We start from the raw sequence: 20,193 nt of genomic DNA, 5'->3' as shown, positions 1-20,193 counted from the left end.
GGTTGACGCGTCGGGAGAGGGCCGGCAGGCTGCGGGGCATGCGGGTGGGTCCGGTGATGTTCCTGCTGGCGAGCTTGCTGACGGCCTGTGGTGGGTCCAGCGTGACGGCGACCCAGTGCAAGGCCCCGGAGTGGTGTGAGGAGCAGACAAATCTGTGTTGGAACAGTTGCGGCAACCCGGGGGCAAGACCGAGTTGTGGCAAGTGTTGCGAACAGACACGTCAGAAATGCCTCGACTGCGCGCCCAAGGAAGAGATCAAGTTCGACCGCTGTGACTGATAACGTTTTCAAGGAATCAAATATGCGAACTTCACTCCTCATGATTGTCTCCGTGGCCCTCGCCGCGTGCGCACGCGGCGAGCCCTCCGAAGTCACACTCGAAGTCGGCAAAGCGACGCGCGTGCACGGCTGTAACGTCTTCGTGCACGATGCGACTCCTGGGGATCCTCCTGGCTCCTTCATGACGTCCGCCTGCGACGTGCCGGAATCGTTTGTGAATGAAAAGAACTGGTGGGGCGAGGGAACCCAAAGGCCAGCCACCACGATGATGATGGGAGACTGCATGCGCCTGGGTGACCGGTTCTACTGTCTCGTCGAAATGGAACCCGGGGAGTCGGTTACGCTCAAGGCGACCTACGAGGTCACGCACCGGAGAGTCGATCACCTCCGGCCGATCCGCTGACGTCCTGCCGCAGTCGAGAAGCCATGCGAGGTTTCTTCTGCATGTTCGCGGCCCTCGCGCTCGCTTCCTGCGCACGCGGCGAGCCCTCCGAGATCACGCTCGAAGTGGACCAGGTATCGCACGTGGACGGCTGCAACGTATTCCTGCATGAGGCGCTGGGAGGGGAGCCCGTCCTGGCGTTCGTGGGGCATGTGTGTGACGTGCCCGAATCGTTCGCGAAGGAGAAGAACTGGTGGGGTGAAGGCCAGCGCCCCCTATGCACCGGCATGTCGGTGGGAGACTGCCTGCGCTTCGGTAAGAAGGTCTACTGTATGGTCGAGATGGATCCCGGGAAATCGGTCACCCTCAAGGCGACCTACGAGAACCTCCATGACCGCAGGTTCGATCATCTCCGCCCCATCCGCTGACCCCTCAAAACGCCCCCCTCACCACCACCCCGCCATACTCTGTCGAGACCACCGGCACCACCGCCCCCCGCTGGTCTCGAAGGAGGCGGTTGTGCGGGGTGACGGAGCGGCTCGCGGCGTGGATCGGGGCGGTTGCGCGGGGGGCGAGGGGTGATCCAGGCGGGGAAAGAGGTTGACGCGTGGGGAGAGGGCCGGCAGGCTTCGGGGCATGCGGGTGGGTCCGGTGATGTTCCTGCTGGCGAGCTTGATCACGGCCTGTGGTGGGTCGACGGTGACGGCGACCCAGTGTAGGGCTCCAGAGTGGTGTGAGGAGCAGACCACCTCCTGTCATAACAGTTGTGACCACAAGTGGGCATTGCCGAGCTGTAACGATTGCTGCAACGAGACGCGCCGAAAGTGCCTCGACTGCGTGAACGAAGGGACCCACTTTGGCAGGTGCGATTGATGAATTCTCTCAGGAAGCCGACCATGAAAAGCCATGCCCTCGCCATCGCCGCTCTACTTCTCGTTCTCGCTGGATGCGAACGGACCGAGCCGACCGAGATCGAGCTCCAGGTGGGCAAAGCCTCCCACGTGAACGGCTGCAACGTGTTCTTGCACCATGCGCTCGCGCAGGATCCCTTTGTCGCGGACTTGGCGTACATCTGCGACGTGCCAGAGTCCTTCGTAGCCGAAAAGAACTGGTGGGGACCGGGCAGCCAACCTCCTGCATCCAGCATCTACGTAGGCGAATGCCAGCGCTTCGGTATGAAATTTTATTGCGTGGAGAACATCAACCCCGGGGTCTCGGTGAAGATACGGGCGACCTACGAGGCCACGCACCGGCGAATCGACCATATCCGCCCGATCCGATGACTCCCTGCCGCGATCGAGGATCCATGCGAAGCTCCGTTCTTCTCATCCTGGCCCTCGCGCTCGCCTCCTGCGCACGCGGCGAGCCCTCCGAGATCACGGTCGAGCTCGACAAGCCAACACGCGTGAAGGACTGCAATGTCTGGCTACGTAGCGTCACCATCAAGCCGGACTCCGCGTTCATGGCGTGGAAATGCAATGTGCCCGAATCGGCACCGAACTGGTGGGGCGAGGGGTTCGAGCCTCCGGCTGCCACGATCCTGGAAGGTGACTGCGTTCGCTTCGACCTTGTGTACTACTGCGTGAAGGACATCAACCCGGAGAACATGTCGGCCACGCTCGTGGCAACCTACAAGCCCCTCGACAGCAGCTACGACCAGCTCCGCCCCATCCGCTGACCCCTCAAAACCCCCCGCTCACCACCACCACCCCCATACCCTGCCGAAACCACCGGCACCACCGCCACCCCGCTGGTCTCGAAGGAGGCGGTTGTGCGGGGTGACGGAGCAGCTCGCGGCGTGGATCGGGGCGGTTGCGCGGGGGGCGAGGGGTGATCCAGGCGGGGAAAGAGGTTGACGCGTCGGGACACCGCCGGCAGGCTGGGGGGCATGCGGGTGGGTCCGGTGATGTTCCTCCTGGCGAGCTTGCTCACGGCCTGTGGTGGGTCCAGCGTGACGGCGATCCAGTGCTCGGACCCGTTGAAGTGCAACGAGGCGACCTCTCTTTGTCAAAACAGTTGCGACCACAAGAGTGCCCGCCCAGGTTGTTACGATTGTTGCAACGAAATGCGCCGAAAATGCCTCGATTGCAAGCCCAGAGAAGAAATAAGCTTCAAAACCTGTGACAAACACCTCGGTTCCGGTGATTGACCATGCGATTTTCAGTCTTCATCGTTGTTGCCCTCGTCCTCTCCGCATGCAGCCGCGCCGAGCCCTCCGAGATCACGGTCGAGCTCGACAAGCCAACACGCGTGAAGGATTGCAATGTCTGGCTACGCGAAGTCACCATCAAGCCGGACTCCGCGTTCATGGCGTGGAAATGCAATGTGCCCGAATCGGCACCGAACTGGTGGGGCGAAGGCTTCGAGCCCCCGCCCGCCACGATCCTGGAAGGTGACTGCGTTCGCTTCGACCTTGTGTACTACTGCGTGAAGGACATCAACCCGGAGAACATGTCGGCCACGCTCGTGGCAACCTACAAGCCCCTCGACAGCAGCTACGACCACCTCCGCCCCATCCGCTGACCCCTCAAAACCCCCCGCTCACCACCACCCCCCCATACCCCGCCGAAACCACCGGCACCACCGCCACCCCGCTCCCCGCCGCCGCCTTCTTCTCCCCCGCGAGAATGCTCGTCACGATCAGATACGTCCCCGCGAATGCCGCCCCCACGTGCAGCCCGTACATCACGTGCTGAAGCGTATTGTACGTATTCCCCCGCGCGCACGTCTCCCGGATGAACGCCGCCCCCGGATCCGCCGACGCCTCCGCCGCGATGCACGCGTTTTGCTGGTGCGTGAACTGCGACGCGAACACGCTCGTTCGGATGGCCTCGTTCGCCTCGGAGACCTGATACGTCGACAGAATCCCGAGCCCCAGCGACACCGCCGACACCCCGAACGCGCTCATCCCCGCGACGAACCGGCCATCCCATCCGCCTCGCTCCTCCGCCTTCCCCTCCGCAGGCGGCGCAGCCTCGTCCGCCCGCGCGACGCCCGGGACGCCCAGCGCCGCGAGCGGCAGGAGCACGGCGAGGGTGGACACGAGCGGGCCGGGGGACACGATTTTTCGCATGGGTTCCTCCTTCCAGACGTGACAACGGCGCCAAGATGGGCGAGGAGAACCCGCGCTGCCATGGCCAGAAAGCTCCTCTTCACGATCTCCTCGTACGCCTACCTCGAGCCCCGTTTCCTCGCGGCCGGCGAACTCGATCGCGGCGAGATCGTGCACAAGACCTTCCCCGACGGCGAGCGGTATCTCCGCGTCGCCGAGGACCCGTGGGGCCGCGACGTCGTGCTGCTCGGCGGCACCCCCACCGACCTCGACTGGCTCGAGCTCTACGACCTCGGCTGCGCCATCAGCACCGGCGGCGCCCGCTCCCTCTCCATCGTCATGCCGTATTTCGGCTACGCCACCATGGAGCGCGCCGTCCTGCCCGGCGAGGTCGTCACCGCGAAGACCCGCGCGCGCCTCGTCTCGGCCATCCCGCCCTGCGAGGGCGGCACGCGCGTCTACCTCTTCGACCTCCACACCGACGGCATCCCCTACTACTTTGGCGACAGCCACGTCACCCACCACCTCTACGGCGCGTCGCTCGTCACGAAGCTCATCCAGCGCACGATGGACGGCCGCTCGTACCTGCTCGGCGCCACCGACGCCGGCCGCGCCAAGTGGGTCCAGAGCCTCGCGCGTGACCTCGATGTCGAGCCCGCGTTCGTCTACAAGCGCCGTGATCCCGACACGGGCAAGCTCGCCGTCACCGGCGTCAACGCCGACGTCCGCGGCCGCGAGGTCGTCATCTACGACGACATGATCCGCACGGGATCCTCGCTCATCCAGGCCGCCGCGGCCTACCTCGCCGCGGGCGCGACGCGCTGCCACGCCGTCGCGAGCCACCTCGTCCTGCCCCCCGGCGCCCTCGAAAAACTCCGCGCGAGCGGCATGTTCGAGCACATCCTCGGCACCGACTCGCACCCCGGCAGCCAGCAGCTCGCGACGAGCGCCATCGAGTCCGCAGCGCCGCTCTTCGTGGCCGCGATCGAACGGACGTACCGCATCTGACGGACGGGCCCAAATTGGTTGGAGCCTCCGCCGATCCCGACTAGAACGTCGCCCCGGTGACTCTCGCCGCCGACGACCCGTCCTCCGCCCCCGAGCGTGAAACGCCGCCCCCGGCGCCCGTGATCCCGGGCCAGCTCGACCTCCTCGCCGAACGCGCGCTCGTCGCCACGTGCCTCGCCGCGCTCGTCTTCCTGTTCGGCCAGATCCTCCTGTTCGGCCACGGCCGCGACCAGGGCATCTACACGGTCGTCGCGCGCACCGTGCTCGAAGGCGGGATGCCCTATCGCGACGCCTGGGACTTCAAGCCCCCCGGGATTTTCCTGATCTACGCCCTCGCCCGGCTCCTCTTCGGCTCCGCGCAGGTGGGCATCCGCGTCCTCGAGGTCTTTGGCCTCGCGCTCATGACGCTCGGCATGACGCGCCTCACGCTTCGCTTCTGGGGCAGCCGCACGCTCGGGCTCCTCGCCGCCACGATCAGCGTCCTCGTCCACGCGCAGCTCGACTTCTGGCACACGTCCCAGCCCGAGTCCTTCGGCGGCATGATCACGATCGCCGCCCTGCTCTGCGCCCCACGGAGAGGCCCGTCCGGCCTGCCCTCCGCCGCGGCGACGAAGGCGCGGGATTGGCTCGTCGCGGGCTTCCTCTTCGGATTCGCCGGTCTCCTCAAGCCGCCGCTCGTGGGCGGCGCCGCGTTCGTCGCGCTCCTGCCCGCGTGGTGGGATACGGATCCCACGCGCCCGACGATCGAGCGCCTGCGCGCCGCCGCCCGTGGCCTCCTTCGCCCCTCGCTGCTCCTCGCGGCGGGCGGGGCGATTCCCATTGTGCTCTGCGCGGCCTGGTTCGCCGCGCGGGGCGCGCTCGGGGACCTGCACCGCGTCCTGTTCGTCTTCACGCCCTATTACACGGCGCTCGGCTGGCACGGCGCGGCCCCGACGGCGATGTTTTATTGGGCCTTCACCGAGTGGTTCCAGCAATACGGGAGTGTCCCCACGGTGGGCCTGCTCCTCGCGCTCGGCTTCGGCCTGGGCGCGCGCGAGCGGCCGCTCGCCTTGCTCGCGCTCGGCATTGCATTCATCCACCTCGTCGGCGTGGCCATGCAGGGGAAGTTTTTCCCCTACCATTACGGCGCGACCTGGCCGCTCACCGGGCTCGTCGCCGCGCTCGGGTATCACGCCCTCTCCCAGCGGGCGCGGGCGCGCGGGGCGCTCGGCATGGCCGGTTTTTTCCTGGTGCTCCTGATCGTGCCCTTCGGCCGGACGGCCACGAAGGACGTCCCGGGCTCGTTCCTCGTGCGCACGCAAAAACGCCTGGCCCTCGTGGCCGACGGGCTCGGCAATCAGCGGGGCCTCGACGAGCTCGCCAGCGTGGCCGACGTGAATACCGTGACGAACCGCGCCGTGGCCGATCTGCTCCGGAGCGTGGTCCCCGCGAACCGCCCCATTTTCGTGTGGGGCTTCGAGCCGTCGATCTACGACATGGCCGAGCGCGCCGCGGCGACCCGGTACATCTACAACGTCCCGCAGCGCGTCTCCTGGGCCAAGGAGGAGCACCGGAAGGTCCTGCTCGCCGATCTCGAAAAGGCGCCCCCCGCGGCGATCGTGGTCGAGCATTACGACGTCTTCCCGCACGTGACGGGCGACGCCTTCGACTCGGCGGACTCGATGCGCGATTTCCCGGAGATGCAGCGGCTGCTCGACGAGAAATACGTGCACCACACGTCGATCGGCCAGATGGACGTGTACCTGGAGGCGACCCAAGGGACGCCATGACCTCCCTGGTCCTCGCACCCGGCCTCGCAGCGGACGCGCCTCGCCCGGGCGGGGTGCGGGTCCTCGTCGAGCGCGCGCGGCGTGTCTTTGCCGGCAGCGGCGTCGTGCTCGACGGCCTCGACCTCGACGTCGCCGCCGGCACCTTCGTCGCCCTGCTCGGCCCCTCCGGCTGCGGCAAATCCACGCTCCTCCGGCTCGTCGCCGGGCTCGACCAGGCCGACGGCGGCTCCGTCAAGCTCCTCGCCCCGGAGGGCGCCGAGCGGCCCCGCATCGCCTACGTGTTCCAGGACGCCCACCTCTTGCCCTGGCGCAACGTGCTCGACAACGCCGCCTTGCCGCTCGAGCTCGCGGGCGTCGGCCGGGACGAGCGGCGCGCGCAGGCCCTCGTCGCGCTCCAGCAGGTCGGCCTCGGCGACGCGGCGGCGCGGCATCCGGCAGAACTCTCGGGCGGCATGAAGATGCGCGTCTCCTTGGCCCGCGCCCTCGTCACGCGCCCGAGCATCCTCCTGCTCGACGAGCCCTTCGCCGCCCTCGACGAGCTCACACGCCAAAGGCTCGACGATCAGCTCCGCGCGCTCTGGCTCGACCTCGGCATGACCGTCCTCTTCGTCACGCATTCGAACGCAGAGGCCGCCTACCTCGCCGAGCGATGCATCGTGTTCTCCCGGCGCCCGGCGCGGATCCTGCTCGATACGCCGATCGATCTCCCGCGCGAGCGCGCCGCCTCCCTGCGCAGCGATCCTCACTTCGCGCGCGCGCTCGGTCCGCTGCAGGACGCGCTCCTCGCGGGGGAGGCGCCGTGAAGACGTCCCTCGCCGCCGCGGCCCCGCCCCTGCTCTCGCTCGTGCTCTTGCTCGGCGCCTGGGAGGCGCTCGTGCGCGTGCTCGCAGTGCCCGCGTATCTGCTGCCGCCGCCGAGCCAGATCGCCGCCGCGTTCGCCGCCGACGCGACCACGCTCGGGCTCGCGACCTGGACGACGGCCAAGAGCGCGCTGCTCGGTTTCGCGCTCTCCGGGGTGATCGGCGTGCTCGTGGCCGTGGCGCTCTCGGCCTCGCGCCTGCTCGAGCGTGCCTTTTACCCCTACGCCGTCTTCCTGCAGACCGTGCCGATCGTGGCCATCGCGCCGCTGCTCGTGCTCTGGTTCGGGCCAGGCGAGCGCGCCGTGAGCGTGTCGGCCTTCATCGTGAGCGTGTTCCCGGTCGTGGCGAACGCGCTCTCGGGGCTACGATCCGTGGAGCCCGCGCTGCGCGACCTCTTCCGCCTGTACGGCGCGGGCAAGCTGCGCACGCTCCTGCTCCTGAGCCTGCCTTCGTCCCTGCCGAGCATCGTGACAGGCCTGCGCATCGCCGGCGGGCTCGCAGTGATCGGGGCCATCGTCGGAGAATTCGTGGCAGGCTTCGCCGAGGGGACGCCCGGGCTCGGCATCCTCATCATGAGCGCGCCGCGGCAGCTCCGAACCGACCTGCTCTTCGCGGCCGTGCTCTGCGCCTCGGCGCTCGGGCTCGGCTTGTTCGGCGCGACGAACCTCGGCGGCTGGCTCCTGCTCCGGCGGTGGCATCCCTCGGAGAAGAGCTGATCCCACGAGCGCTCAGCGCGCGTACTTCGCGCGCGCCGGTGGTCATGGCAAACGCTCCGGCCCCCATGCTACAGGCTTTTCCACGTCGGGGGTGGAACACGGTTTGCCCCGAACGTGCACGCGCCACGCGCGCTCTGTCTCGAAGGAGTCACGCATGTACGTCGTGGTCAACACCATCCAGGCCCCCGAGCCCGAGCTTGCACGGATCAGGCGGGCCTTCCGCGACACGGCGCACGACCTCGACCAGTTCGAAGGATTCCTAGGCATCGAGCTCTGGCAAGACGAAGGCGCATTGCTCGCCGTCTCCCGCTGGTCCACACGCGAAGCCTTCCTCGCCTACCCACGCTCCGAGCTGTTCCGCAAACACCACAAAGGCCTCCGCGGCGAAGAAGCGATGACAAAGGCGCAGATCAAAATGTACGAGGCCGAGTCGATCGCCTGACGCGGGTGGAGACGACGCCGCCGCGCCGGGGCGCTGCCCCGGACCCCGCGGGGGGCTGTCCGCCCCCTCGACCCCGGACCAGGCACGGCCTGGACCGAGGTGGAAGAACTGCGCGATGCGCAGTTCTTCCAACGGGCCGGTGGCAAGACCACGGAGGTGGGTGTCAAGCCGGCGAGGTGTGCGTTGCCCGTTGAACCAGCAGCGCCGCGCTTTGCGTTGGCAACGTCGTCGCCGGTCTTGCCACCGGCTGTTCGATGAACTGCGCATCGCGCAGTTCATCGACCCCGGGTCCAGCGCCTCGCTGGTCCGGGTCCAGGGGTGGACAACCCCTGGTCGGGGCCCGGGGTGAAACCCCGGCGCAACGCCTTCGAGAGAGTTCACTCCCGCGGTGCTGGCGGTAGTGACTTCAGCGCGAGTCGACGGATTTGTTCGACCACGATCGGATCTTGCGGGCGCACCTCGCGTGCTCGTTCGAAGAGCAGACGCGCGCGTGCGGGTTTCTCTGCTTCGCCTTCCCAGCGTGAGGCGAACTCGATGAGTCGTTCGAAGCGGAGCGTGTCGCTTGGCAGCGCTGCGAGCAGACGCTCTTCGGCGCTCATCACGCCGCGCCAGTCGCGCGTGGACACGCAGAGCAGGAGGAGCGATTCGAGCGCGGGGATGTGGCCGGGGCGCAGCGCGAGTGCCTTCTCGAAGTCCGAGATCGCGTCGTCTGGTTCGCCGTGCCGTGACCGGAGCTCGCCGATGCGCACGTACATCTCGGCGCGCGCGTGTGGATCGCCGCTGGGGCCGAGCACGGAGAGCGCCTTGCGGAAGGCGGCGATTGCGCCGTTGGGATCGCCTTGGGATGCGAGCAGCTCGCCTTCGACGGTGTACCGCGCGAAGGGAGAGATCTCGCGGCCGGAGATGGGGCTCGAGATCGGCCCGTCCGTCCCGAGGATTGAGGTGCTTCCGCTGCTCGTCGCCATCGGCGGTGGTGGGAGCGAGGCGCCGGGTGGCGCGGCGAGTGGGCGTGCCAGCGGGATCACGCGCGGCATGCTGCCCCAGTCTTCGTTTTCCTCGGCCCACGTGAGATCCACGTCGTCCGGCGGCGGCGGCGGATGGAACGTGCGCGGCGGGCGTGGCAACGCGAACGAGACTTCGGGCTCGCGCGGCGCCGGGCGCGGCTCCTCGGCAGGCGGAGGCACGAGCTGCGCTGCGGGTGGCGGCGGCGGCAGCACGGCCTGCGCTGCGGGTGGCGGCGGCGTCGCGCTCCGCGGCAGCACGTCGAGGCGTGGCGCGGGCATCGTGGAGGTCGAGTCGCGCCGCCCTGGCTTGCCTACGACGAGTTCGAAGCTCACCTTCGCGCGTGCGTGGTGGAGGCAGGGCACGGACTCGCGCAGCTTGCTCATGAGCCGATCGAAGAGGCCTCGTGAGGTCAAGGTCCGCCCGCTCGGCAGCGCGTCGAGCTCGGCGACCATCGCTTGCGCGAGCGGCAAGCTTGCGGCGTCGGCTGTGCGCGGGCGCGCGCCGAGGATCAGCTCGATGCCGCTCGTGGCCGGATCGGTCGCTGCTTCTGCTGCGCGCACGAGCACCTCGGCGCGCGTCGGATCGAGCCCGAGCTTCGCGTCCGCGAGCTCGAGCACGATGAGCTTTGGCCCGGGCGCGCCGTCACGTAGCACGGCCGCGACGTCTGCGAGCGCGTCGCCGACGGTGGGGTTCCTTGGATCGAGGGACAGGAAGAGCTCGCCGTCGATCGACAGGAGCGCGGGGCACGCCACGTAGAGCATCACGGGGTCGCGGAAGCTCGGCCCGCGCTCGGCGAGCAGAGCCTCGATCTGCTCGGCCAGGTCGCGGCCGGGATCGGCCTCCGCGACCTGGAACGCGGCGTCTTCGCGACCGAGGCGGCTCTTGAGCTGCCCTGCGCCCGTGGCCGCAAGGGGCGCGCTCGTGACGCCGTCCTGCGCTGAAATCGCGGTGATCAAGAGTCGCATCAGGCCCGTGTCCTCAGGGGTTGGTCCCTATCAAGGGGCGAATTTACCAGGGATCGGCTCGGATCTCTCGATTTCAAAGAGAGCACGGGAACGGCAGCCTCGGGAGGCGCGGGGCTGGTAAGATGGGACGCGAGTCGCCGTCATGCACCACGCCGTCGAGCTCTTCGTGTCCTCCGCCCCCGGGGATCAGGTGATCCGCGAGGAGCTCTGCGCGCGGCTCGCGACCTTCGTCGAAGCCGGGATCGTACGGGAATCCGTGCAGGCGGCCCCCCCGCAGGACACGCGCTCCCGCCTCCGCACCGCCGACGTGATCGTGGTGCTCGCGAGCCCCGAGGCCCTCGCGTCCGGCTCGGCCGTGGAGACGACGTTGCGCGAGGGCCTCGCGATGGAGCGTGACAAGCGGGCCGTGGTGATCCCGCTCCGCGCCCGCGCCGGCGCGCCGGAGCAAGCCGGCCTGCTTTCGGATCGCACCCTCTACCCGCGGGATGGTCGCTCCCTCGACGACGCCGAACACCAAGAGGAGCTCTTCCGCGAGGCCATCGCCGGCGTGCTCACGGGCGTCACCCTCTGCCACGTCATGGTCGGCGACTACTTGCTCGAAGACGAGCGCGAGGCCGCGGCGGCGGCCGCTTTCCAGCGCGGCATGACGCTCGCCGAGCGCCTCGCCGAGGGCGCGCCCGACGATCAGGATCATCGCTCCCTCGTCGCGCTCACGCGCGACCGGTACGCCGACGCGCTCCTCGCCGCCGGAGACGGCCCGGGTGCGCTCGCGGCGTACAGGGAGGCGCTCGTCGTGCGGGATCGGCTCGCGCGTGACGCGCCCGACGACATCTACCGCCGCCGCGCGCTCGCGCGTTGCCACGAGAGCATCGGCGAGGTGCTGCGCGCGATGGGCGAGAAACCAGAGGCGCTCGCGGCCTACCGCGCTTGCCTCGTGCTCCGCGAGGACCTCGCCGAGTCCACGTACGACGACGAGGCGCGGCGTGACCTTTACGGCACGTACGGCCGCATCGGCCACGTCCTCCGCGCGATGGCGGATCCACGTGGCGCGCTCGAAGCGTTCCGGACGGGCCTCGCGCTCGCGGCGCGGCTCGCGTCGGAGCAGCCGGACGTGCCTGAGATTCAGGGGGATCACGCGCTCTTTTGCTTCCGCGCGGCCACGGTGCTCGCGGAGGGGACGTCGTCCGAGCGGCTGGAGGCGCGCTCTCTCTTGCGCCGCGCGCTCGCGATTTACCGGGTCCTCGAAGAGCGCGGCATGCTCACGGAGCCGCAGGCGATCTGGCCTCCGGCGGTCGAAGCGCTCCTCGTCACGCTCGGCACCTGACTTGACGCCCGCCCGGCGGGGCGCTTCCGTCGCTTCCATGAGCAGCGGGCGTTTTGCGGGCAAGGTTGTCCTCGTGACGGGGGCGGGCAGCGGCATCGGGCGGGCGACGGCGCTCGCGTTCGCCAAGGAGGGCGCGGATCTCGTCGTCTGCGACGTCGACGAGGCGAAGCTCGACGACGTTTCCTCCGCGGCGCGCGCGCAGGGCCGGCGTGTGCTCGCGCGCAAGGTCGACGTGTCGAGCGCTGCAGCCATGCAGAGCTTCGCGGACGAGGTGCACGCCGCGTTTCCTGCGATCGACGTGCTCGTCAACAACGCCGGCGTCGCGGTCACGGGCGGCCTGCGCGACACCACGCTCGAGGACTGGAACTGGGTGATGGGCATCAACGTGATGGGCGTCGTGCACGGCTGTCACTTCTTCGTGCCGCGCATGATCGATCGAGGCCGCGGCGGCCACGTCGTCAACATCGCCTCGGCCGCGGGCTTCGCGGGCAGCCGCCTGCTCCTCGCGTACTCGACGACGAAGTTTGCCGTCGTCGGCTTCTCCGAGGCGCTGCGCGCGGACCTGCGCCGCCACCGCATCGGCGTCACGGCCATCTGCCCCGGGTTCATTCGGACGAACATCAACGAGGCGAGCCGCCGCCACGGCCGTTTTGCCGAGCCCGCGGCGCTGGAGCGCTCGCGCCGCCTCATGGAGCGCGGCGCCTCGCCGGATCTCGTGGCCGAGAAGATCATGAACGCCGTCGAGCACGATCAGGGCCTCGTCCCCGTGACGGCCGAGGCGCACCTGATCTATGCGCTCAAACGTTCGGCGCCGGATCTGCTCGCCACGATCTGGCGTCGCCTCGAAGCCTGGCAAGCACCCGAGCTGTGACGTTTCCTCTCGTCTCCCCTCTCCCGCGCGGGAGAGGGGTTGGGGGTGAGGGATTCGTTCCTCCCGCGATGGCACGCCACGTGTAGCTCCTCTGCTCTGCGCGCAAAGGGGGCGGACGCGCGCGGGAGGCACGGTGAGCCATGCGCATCGCGATGATCTCGACCCCATTCATCCGCATGCCGCCCATCGGCTACGGCGGGACCGAGCTCTTCTGTTACGAGCTCGCCGAGGAGCTCGACACGCGCGGCCACGCCGTGACGGTGTTCACCACAGGCGACTCCATCACGAGCTGCCGCAAACGCGCGCTCTACCACCGCCCCGTCTGGCCCCCCACGGCTGCCGACGAGGTCAACCACGTCGCGTGGGCGCTCGCGGAAATCGCGCGTGGCACCTTCGACGTGGTCCACCTGAACAGCCCGCTCGGCCTCCCGGTCTCCGCCTTTTTGCGTGTGCCGATCGTGTACACGTTGCACCACCACCGCGAGGAATCGTTCTCGCGGATCTACGCGTCGCACCCGCAGGTCTACTACGTGGCAATCAGCCAACGTCAGCTCGACCTCGAGGTCCCGCTGGGGCGCGCGCGCGTCATCCATCACGGCCTCTCGCCGAACCGATACCCGCCGAGCCTCCACGACGACGGCTACCTCGCGCACATCGGGCGGTACTGCGAGGAGAAGGGCACGCACCTCGCGCTCGACCTCGCGCGCCTCGTGGACATGCCCATCCACCTCGGCGGCCGCACACACCCGCAGGATCGAGCGTTTTACGAGGAGCACATCGCGCCGCGGCTCGATCTGCCGGGCGTCCTCGACCACGGCGAGGTCGATCACGAGCAGAAGGTCCGCATCCTCTCGGGCGCGCGTGCGCTCGTGTGTCCCCTCCTGTGGGAGGAGCCGTTTGGCCTCGTCGCGGTCGAGGCCATGCTCTGCGGCACGCCCGTGATCGGCTTCGCGCGCGGGTCCTTCCCGGAGATCGTCGACGAGGGCGTGACCGGCTTCCTGGTCCCCCCGGACGACCTCGACGCCCTCGCCCGCGTCGCCTGCTCGCCCGAGCTCGCGCACTTCGACCGGCTCCAGTGCGCGCACCGCGCCCGCGACCGCTTCAGCACGTCGGTCATGGCGACGGCGTACGAGTCGGTCTACCGCCGCGCCGTCGCGCTCGGGCACGCGGCCCGCGCGCGTGTCGCGTGAGCGGTAAGGTTCCAACGGTAACGTTCCCGGTGGACAACGCGCCGCATCTCGACTGAAGTCGCACGCCATGCGTTGGTTTGTCACTCCCATCGTTTGCGTCGTCCTCGCGGGCTGCGGGGCGACGCCACCTGCGGGCGGCTCGGGACCCAAGGAGCCCGTTGGGCCTACCGCGACAGGCGAGCAAGGGTCCTCCCCCGAGGGAACGCCTGCCGAGGGCACCCCCAAGGACCCGGACACGTTGCCGCTCTCGGGCACGCTCACCGACGAGCAGATCCAGGCGGCGGTCAACGAGAACGTGAAGGCGTTCGACAGTTGTTACACGCTCGGCGCGGACAAGGACGGCAAGCTCGCGGGCACGGTGACGTTGCAAGCGACGGTCGGTCCGCTCGGCGTGGTGAACGAGGCGAGCGTGAAGAAGTCGACGGTGGGAAACCCGAAGGTCGACGACTGCGTGCGCAAGGCGTTCAAGACGATCAAGTTCCCGAGGCCGGCGGGTGGTGGGACGGTGATGATCACGTACCCGATGACGTTTGGTGGCGAGGTCGTGATCAAGAAGTGACGAGGGCCGCGCGGAGGAGTGCGGAGCAGCGCGGGCAGGACCTCCTCGGCGCGGCTGCCGAGGAGGTCGTCGTGGGCACGCGAGGGGGTTCGAACGGTTGAAGGGTCGTCGGAGAACGTGACGCGTGGGTGTTCGAACGGTCGAACGGGCGCGCGTCACGGTGACGCGGAGGGGTTGGAACGTTTGGAGACCCGCGGGAGACGGTGACGCGGGGGGGATCGAACGGTCGAAGGGGCGCGGGCGACCGTGACGCGAGGGGGTTGGAACGGTCGGAGACCCGGACGACACGGTGACGCGTGGGTGTTCGAAGGCTCGAACGGGCGCGCGTCACGGTGACGCGAGGGGGTTGGGACGTTCGGAGAGGCTGAGACCGCTGCGGACGGGGGGGCGGTCTGCCATGGGGAGGCCGTGTTCTGGCTGGATCGCGTGGTTAGGGTTGCGTGTGGTGACGGCGGGGCGCGAGGGTGAGGAGGAGTCTGGCCGTGGGAAGGGGGACGGCGGCCATGCCCGCGGAGGTGAATTACCTGCCGTCGAACACCTGAGCCGCCCTCTTACTGTCGCTGCGCTTGAACTTGTAGGCGTGCTTGGTCGACAAGGCGTTGCAATTCTTGGTCAGTGCATAGCTCCTGGAAGCGCTCGTCGAGGAACACGGCACTGTACCAATCCGGGGAGAGATTGAGGGCATACCTCAAATCAGCGACAGCCTCGTCACGATGACCGAGAAGAGCGAGCAACGCAGCACGATTGTACCAGGGGCTCGCAAAACCACGCGCGAGGATCGGCTCGTCGGGAGGGACTCCCTTGCTTTGCTGGATCGCCCTGTCATACACCTTGAGCGCATCTTCATAGCGGTAGAGAGCAGTCAATACAGTACCCAGCATCTCCCATGACAACGATTGGTCGGGGTACGTGTTGACGAGGCGCTCGGCTGACGCTAATGCTTCGTCTAGTCGGCCGGCTTCACGAAGGGCGACGGTGCGTTCGCGAAGGAGATCAGCTAATTCCCAATCTGCTCTCAAGGACGAGTGATTGAGATCCCGGATGCACCGCTCGATGGGCAGCGTCCCCCTGATGTCCAGAAGCGCAAGCGCGCGCTCGAAAGCTTCGATGACCTTGTCGAATCGACTGCGCAGAGGCGGAGTCTCCTCGAGCCGTACCTCGGCCAGCCGGACAGCGCCGAGATGGTACCATGTAGTCGCTGAGTTCGGCTCGATCACAACGGAACGCTGCAATGCCTCGACTGCACCTGCATAGTTGTTGGAGTCGATTGCAAATGCGGCGCGTAGAAACAGAAGGGCTGCCTGTTCGGATGAACCTGGCGCGACCAGGCCATCGAGCACCTCCGCTGCTTCGTCGCGCCAATAGAGGCGATAGAGGGTGACAACCGTATCGATGATCGCATACGGCGCCGCCTCCCCAGCAAATTTTCCGCCTGGCGAGAGGGCATGACGAAGTTCGTCCACGAGTGCGTCGAGTTCCGCGTTTCTGTCCCCCTCCTGCTTGAAACGAGCCTGCACTGTGAGCGCATTGGCATAAGTCACCCACACGCTGCCCGCCCGACGTCGGGCGAGTCTACGAACCGGGCGGATGCGTTCGCCTTCATTCGTAATAGACTCAAGAAGCGCGTTTGCCGCCCGCTCGAGAACGGCAATACTGCTCCGCTCGAGCGCAGAGCGTCCAAATCGCGCGAGCGTAAGCGGATCCAGAATCCAAACGTGCTCACCCGATTCGGACTCGATGGATTCGATATTATGAGGACCCACGACTGCGCTATATCCTGGCGGCAATGCGAGCATCTTACTGAACCAGGGGCACACGCGGTAAATCTCCGCCACCGTCGTGATGAATTCTGCGGATTCAGCGGCCTTGTCCGTTGTACCTCCGATGCTCCATCCAGAGTCGCGCGGCTCACTCGGCGCCATTCTCTGTAGACGCGAGCGAGGCACCTTGAGGCTGCTCCTATCGAGTTTCAGCGAGGCATCATAGCGTGGATACGCCGGCTCGGCGCCGGCACGCCTCGCGACCGCCTCCTGATCGTAGACGATGCGAAGGGATTGTTCGGCGCCGGCGGCGGTATCAGGTGCCCCCTTGTTCGCAAACTCTAGCCCATGCAAAACGAGCTCCCCGCGCATTTGGCGCATCGTGAAAGGGATCCCCGCAAATTCCACGACCACCCTGTCGCACAGCGCTACGCCTCCCCGGTGGTAGCTGTCTACGGCGTCGAGAAGTCCTTCGGCTTGATGATCGAGATCGGCTGCGCAGCGGACGACCACCGCAGAAGCGCCGATCATGCGGCGGAACTCGTTCATGACTGGCTTGCTCCTATTCATAATAGATTCACCTAACATGGGGGGCTGATTCCTGCGTTACTCGTGCTGGTGGTCTTGTGGGGTTTGGCAAGCCGAGCCTCCGCTCGGCCCGACGCACCTTTACGGCGTTTTACCGCCTCAGGGCGAGAGTTCTCGCGCGACTGGATGTTCGACCGTGATGTCGGTTTTGGGCCTTCGATTCGGAGTCAGAAGAGCCCCTCCTTGAATCGCTCTCAACCGGGCGCGCGATTTCGCCCCCACAGCCGCTCGGACCGTGGTGACACGCATCAAAGCGGCATGCGTCGGGTACGGCTACGCTTCGATTCTAGTGGGCGCTGGTGCAGGGCGACCACTCCTCCGAATCGGATCAAAAGGATTAAACAGGAACAATAGCATGTCCCGAAGTCTCAGATCATATCCAGGCTTGTAGTCCCAGACCGGTTTTCCACCGCCATCCAGTTTCCCGGAGAACTCCCAACCTGCGTCTCGTTGTCGCTTGATCTGATCGGACGTCGGAGTGCCCACATAACCGTCACGCTGTCGGGCAGCATCATCGTAATTCCTTTGAGCAAAGTACTGGAATCCGCCGACGACAATCATTGGAGCGAACGCTTTAAGACCAGTCTTGCCAGTTTCTGTCGCGCTCCGCAAAATTCCTTTGGCGGAAAGCGGAGCCTCGCCAACAACTGGAGCCGAAGGCTCTGCAGCTGACGGTTCGACCACTGCACCTTTCTGCCCACCCTGCGGATTGAATGGCTCTTCGACAGCGCTTACTCCCTGACGCGGGTTTCCCTCCAACGCTGACTCCGTTGCTAGTCCTTTGTTCCGCGTATTCCCGCTCGATTCCACCGACTTTGCACGCGCCCTCGCCGCCATCGATTCCTCGAAGCTAAGCGGGTCCATTTCACCGTTCACGACGCCTGCAACCTCTCGCGCACGGGAAAGATCAATCTGATGTCTTATCAATTCTCCCTCTAGGACAACAATCCGCTCATTAATCGCCCTAGCCTCTTTCACAAAGCGGGCCAATTGTTTTTTGGGATCTGAAATAGCTCGATTGTCTTCGCTGAATGGGTTCATTCTTTCCCACCAGCTTCTGGAGCTGGCTGACATGTGAGTCTCAAGGCGGTGCACAGTCACCTCCTGCTTAGCTATGAGTTCGGTTAGGGACTCTGCTCGACCTTTGAGGATGTACAGCTCACTCTCGGCCGCGTTGACAGTCTTCTCGAGCTCGGCAACTGTCGGAACCATCCCGCTTGGATCAGAGAACAGGATCGGGTTGTCTTGAGAGTACCGGTAAAGGTTGGGACCATCCACCAACCCGGCTGGATCCGCACTCGTCCACCGCCCCAACCATGGCGCATAATATCTCGCCCCGTGGTAGTAGAGCCCCGTCTCCTCGTCCCGCTCCTTCCCCGTATACCTGTACCTCTTCGCGCTGACCTCGACCCCATTCGCCACGGCGTGGTAGGCGCTCGTCCCATATGGATGGTACTCCTCGTAGCTGATGACGAGCCCTGCCTGATCCAGCTCCAGCGCTGCCGACCCCAGATGATTCCCAAGCTGATACCGCACGCGTGACGCCACCACGAGATCCGGATCCGACGCGTCAACCGTCTTGGTCTCCACCATCGCAATCCGCCGCGCATCATCCATCACATGGAGCGTCTCTCGCTCCAGCACGACATTCCCGAGCTCGTGCCGTCGGTAGACCTCGAAGCCCCCGAGGTAGATCCGCTCCTCGACAATGCCGCTATGCTCCCACACCTTCCGCACCCGCTGCCCGCCAGCGTCGTACGTGAAGTAGACCGTCCCCCCGCCGCCCTTGTCGACCTCGCGCTTCTGATCCTTGAAATCCCACTCGATGCCATCCAGATGCGGCATCGTGGTCATGCTCCCGTGCTCGTCGTAGGTATACGTCGCCGAGAACTCGGTCTCGTCGTCGCCCGGCAAGCTCGTTCCGAGGAGCCGATTGCTCATCTCCGCGATGTCGTACCGCCGCGTCCAGCTCCCCGTGCTGCCCTGCGCGGCATGAATCATCTTCAAGATGTTGCCGACCGCATCGTACTCGAAGCTCTCGACGTAGTTCCGCATGGCCTGCGGATCGTTCGGGTTCGCCGCACTCACCAGCGGAAACCCACTTGCATCCTGCTGGATGTCCGCATTCTGCCCCGAATGTTCCCGCCCCGTCGCCTCGATCAGCCGGTAGATCGCATCGTACTCGTACTTCCAGACCGGCTCGACCAACTCGCTGTTGTGGTAGAGCTCCTCCTGCGCCAGGTCGGCGATCTCGACGATGTTACCTACCGGATCGTACGTGTATCGCAAGTCCTGCAGCAGCTCACTGTCCGAGGTCCGCGTCGTCTTGAGACGCTTCAGCCGGTAGGTCAGCGGGTCATAACTGTACTCCGTGACCACCCCATTCCCGTAGACAATCTTCTCCCGCTGCCCCTTCACATCCGTAATCGATGTCATCGACGAACGTCGTCCAGCCACTCGCACCCCGAATCCGCGCTTCCACCTTCTCGAGCAGACTCGCCTCGTTGTACGTCGGCTTGATCTCGCTCTGGTCCGGCGTGGTCAGGCTCGTCGGCCGATTCAGCGCATCGAACGCCGTCGTCTGCGTGAACACCTCCGTCTCGAGCGCCACCGTGCCCGACCAATCGAGCTGCGTCGAATAGTTCTGCGCGAGCTGCCGCTGGCTCTCCAGCAAATTCCCCTTGAAGTCGTACTCGACCGAGGTCACCACCCCGGCCCCATCCTTCACCTGAACCACCTTCCCACGCAGATTCGCGTCCTCCGGATCCGTATGCCCCTCGCCGTACACCGTCACCTCGGCGAGCACCTCCGGATCCGCCCCCTTCTGCACCCACAGCCCCGTCCGCCGATTCAGCGCATCGTACACCGAGCGCACCACATGCCCCCGGCCATCCCACCCCCGAATCGGGTTCCCGAGCACATTCGCCAGCGTCCACCGCTCTCCAGAATCGCAGCTCTTCTGGTACAGCGTCCGCCCGAGCATGTCGAAGACATACTCCATCGCGGTATTCCCACGGGCATCGATGATTGCCCGCGGATTCCCCTCAATATCGAGCACCGCCTTCGTCGTGTACACCCCTGCGGTCTTGTTGTCCTCGACCCCGCGCACCGACCTGCCCAGCACATCGAAATGCACCAGCGCCGGCGTCTCCGCATGCTCCTCGGTCAGCTCCGCCGCCCGCTGCTCCTGCGCGGAAGGCGTCGGCGTCGCGCTCGGCTGCCTCGCGGCATACCAGGGATTGCCCGCCTCCAGCACCGTATCGTTCCCATCCCAGCTCGCCTGCTCCCAGGGCGTGAACGTCACACGCGAATGCGTCCCGTTCGGCAGGTCCGTTCGGATGAGCCGGCCGAGCGGGTCGTAACGCAGGATCGGCGTCACGCCCCATTCGACCAGCTCCTGTTCGTCCTCGTATTCGTGGGTGGC

General features: G+C 66.7%; 18 protein-coding genes and 1 pseudogene. 14 read left to right on the top strand and 5 right to left on the bottom strand.

Features of this window, described 5'->3' with window-relative positions; genetic code table 11:
* The first annotated feature begins 300 nt into the window (after positions 1-300).
* The 5 genes from E8A74_RS27870 (at position 301) to E8A74_RS27850 (ending at position 3,183) form a co-directional block, all read left to right on the top strand.
* Positions 301-681, top strand: a complete 381-nt coding sequence (locus E8A74_RS27870; RefSeq protein WP_136932123.1) for a hypothetical protein — start codon at positions 301-303, stop codon at positions 679-681.
* Between the two features lie 23 nt (positions 682-704).
* Complete coding sequence (locus tag E8A74_RS27865) at positions 705-1,088, top strand: hypothetical protein (RefSeq protein WP_136932122.1); 384 nt, start codon at positions 705-707, stop codon at positions 1,086-1,088.
* Positions 1,089-1,556: 468 nt separating this feature from the next.
* A complete protein-coding gene (locus E8A74_RS27860; RefSeq protein ID WP_136932121.1) occupies positions 1,557-1,943 on the top strand; it encodes a hypothetical protein in 387 nt (128 codons plus the stop codon).
* 23 nt (positions 1,944-1,966) lie between these two features.
* Positions 1,967-2,338, top strand: a complete 372-nt coding sequence (locus E8A74_RS27855; protein ID WP_136932120.1) for a hypothetical protein — start codon at positions 1,967-1,969, stop codon at positions 2,336-2,338.
* A gap of 473 nt (positions 2,339-2,811) precedes the next feature.
* Positions 2,812-3,183: a hypothetical protein gene (locus E8A74_RS27850; RefSeq protein WP_136932119.1), complete on the top strand. Its 372-nt coding sequence runs from the start codon at positions 2,812-2,814 to the stop codon at positions 3,181-3,183.
* A 4-nt stretch (positions 3,184-3,187) separates the two neighbouring features.
* Here the strand turns inward: E8A74_RS27850 and E8A74_RS52765 are convergent, their stop codons facing one another.
* Positions 3,188-3,733: a hypothetical protein gene (locus E8A74_RS52765; RefSeq protein WP_170229423.1), complete on the bottom strand. Its 546-nt coding sequence runs from the start codon at positions 3,731-3,733 to the stop codon at positions 3,188-3,190.
* Positions 3,734-3,793: 60 nt separating this feature from the next.
* Here E8A74_RS52765 and prs point away from each other — a divergent pair, with 60 nt between their 5' ends.
* The 5 genes from prs (at position 3,794) to E8A74_RS27820 (ending at position 8,507) form a co-directional block, all read left to right on the top strand.
* The gene (prs, locus tag E8A74_RS27840; RefSeq protein ID WP_136932118.1) at positions 3,794-4,720 is read left to right on the top strand and encodes a ribose-phosphate diphosphokinase; all 927 of its coding nucleotides are present in this window, start codon (positions 3,794-3,796) and stop codon (positions 4,718-4,720) included.
* 56 nt (positions 4,721-4,776) lie between these two features.
* Positions 4,777-6,489, top strand: a complete 1,713-nt coding sequence (locus E8A74_RS27835; protein ID WP_136932117.1) for an ArnT family glycosyltransferase — start codon at positions 4,777-4,779, stop codon at positions 6,487-6,489.
* Positions 6,486-7,292 carry an ABC transporter ATP-binding protein gene (locus tag E8A74_RS27830; protein ID WP_136932116.1) on the top strand — a complete coding sequence of 269 codons (807 nt, stop codon included), beginning with the start codon at positions 6,486-6,488 and terminating at the stop codon, positions 7,290-7,292. Before E8A74_RS27835 ends, E8A74_RS27830 begins: the two co-directional genes overlap by 4 nt.
* Positions 7,289-8,065 carry an ABC transporter permease gene (locus E8A74_RS27825; RefSeq protein ID WP_136932115.1) on the top strand — a complete coding sequence of 259 codons (777 nt, stop codon included), beginning with the start codon at positions 7,289-7,291 and terminating at the stop codon, positions 8,063-8,065. The genes E8A74_RS27830 and E8A74_RS27825 overlap by 4 nt, the downstream gene beginning before the upstream one ends.
* 154 nt (positions 8,066-8,219) lie before the next feature.
* Entirely contained in the window at positions 8,220-8,507 is a 288-nt protein-coding gene (locus E8A74_RS27820) for an antibiotic biosynthesis monooxygenase family protein (protein WP_136932114.1), read from the top strand.
* Positions 8,508-8,884: 377 nt separating this feature from the next.
* Here E8A74_RS27820 and E8A74_RS27815 read toward each other — a convergent pair whose 3' ends face one another.
* Entirely contained in the window at positions 8,885-10,477 is a 1,593-nt protein-coding gene (locus E8A74_RS27815; protein WP_136932113.1) for a tetratricopeptide repeat protein, read from the bottom strand.
* Positions 10,478-10,619: 142 nt separating this feature from the next.
* Here E8A74_RS27815 and E8A74_RS27810 point away from each other — a divergent pair, with 142 nt between their 5' ends.
* The 4 genes from E8A74_RS27810 to E8A74_RS27795 all read left to right on the top strand — a co-directional run bounded on the left by E8A74_RS27810 (position 10,620) and on the right by E8A74_RS27795 (position 14,421).
* Complete coding sequence (locus tag E8A74_RS27810; protein ID WP_136932112.1) at positions 10,620-11,801, top strand: tetratricopeptide repeat protein; 1,182 nt, start codon at positions 10,620-10,622, stop codon at positions 11,799-11,801.
* Positions 11,802-11,838: 37 nt separating this feature from the next.
* Complete coding sequence (locus E8A74_RS27805; protein WP_136932111.1) at positions 11,839-12,672, top strand: SDR family NAD(P)-dependent oxidoreductase; 834 nt, start codon at positions 11,839-11,841, stop codon at positions 12,670-12,672.
* A 140-nt stretch (positions 12,673-12,812) separates the two neighbouring features.
* Positions 12,813-13,862, top strand: coding sequence for a glycosyltransferase family 4 protein (locus E8A74_RS27800; protein ID WP_136932110.1), 1,050 nt, complete (start codon positions 12,813-12,815; stop codon positions 13,860-13,862).
* Positions 13,863-13,929: 67 nt separating this feature from the next.
* Complete coding sequence (locus E8A74_RS27795) at positions 13,930-14,421, top strand: AgmX/PglI C-terminal domain-containing protein (protein ID WP_136932109.1); 492 nt, start codon at positions 13,930-13,932, stop codon at positions 14,419-14,421.
* A 551-nt stretch (positions 14,422-14,972) separates the two neighbouring features.
* Here E8A74_RS27795 and E8A74_RS27790 read toward each other — a convergent pair.
* The 3 genes and pseudogenes from E8A74_RS27790 to E8A74_RS55000 form a co-directional block, all read right to left on the bottom strand.
* Positions 14,973-16,730 (bottom strand): tetratricopeptide repeat protein, encoded by a 1,758-nt coding sequence (locus E8A74_RS27790; protein WP_170229422.1) that lies wholly within the window; start codon positions 16,728-16,730, stop codon positions 14,973-14,975.
* Positions 16,731-17,042: 312 nt separating this feature from the next.
* Positions 17,043-19,205 carry an RHS repeat domain-containing protein gene (locus E8A74_RS27785; protein WP_232379776.1) on the bottom strand — a complete coding sequence of 721 codons (2,163 nt, stop codon included), beginning with the start codon at positions 19,203-19,205 and terminating at the stop codon, positions 17,043-17,045.
* Positions 19,126-20,193, bottom strand: a pseudogene (locus E8A74_RS55000) (SpvB/TcaC N-terminal domain-containing protein); the annotation flags it as partial. The gene E8A74_RS27785 and the pseudogene E8A74_RS55000, both read right to left, overlap by 80 nt.

The organism is Polyangium fumosum, assembly GCF_005144585.1.
In the GTDB taxonomy this organism is placed as follows: Bacteria; Myxococcota_A; Polyangia; order Polyangiales; family Polyangiaceae; genus Polyangium; species Polyangium fumosum.
This window is presented reverse-complemented; position numbering and strand designations above follow the sequence as displayed.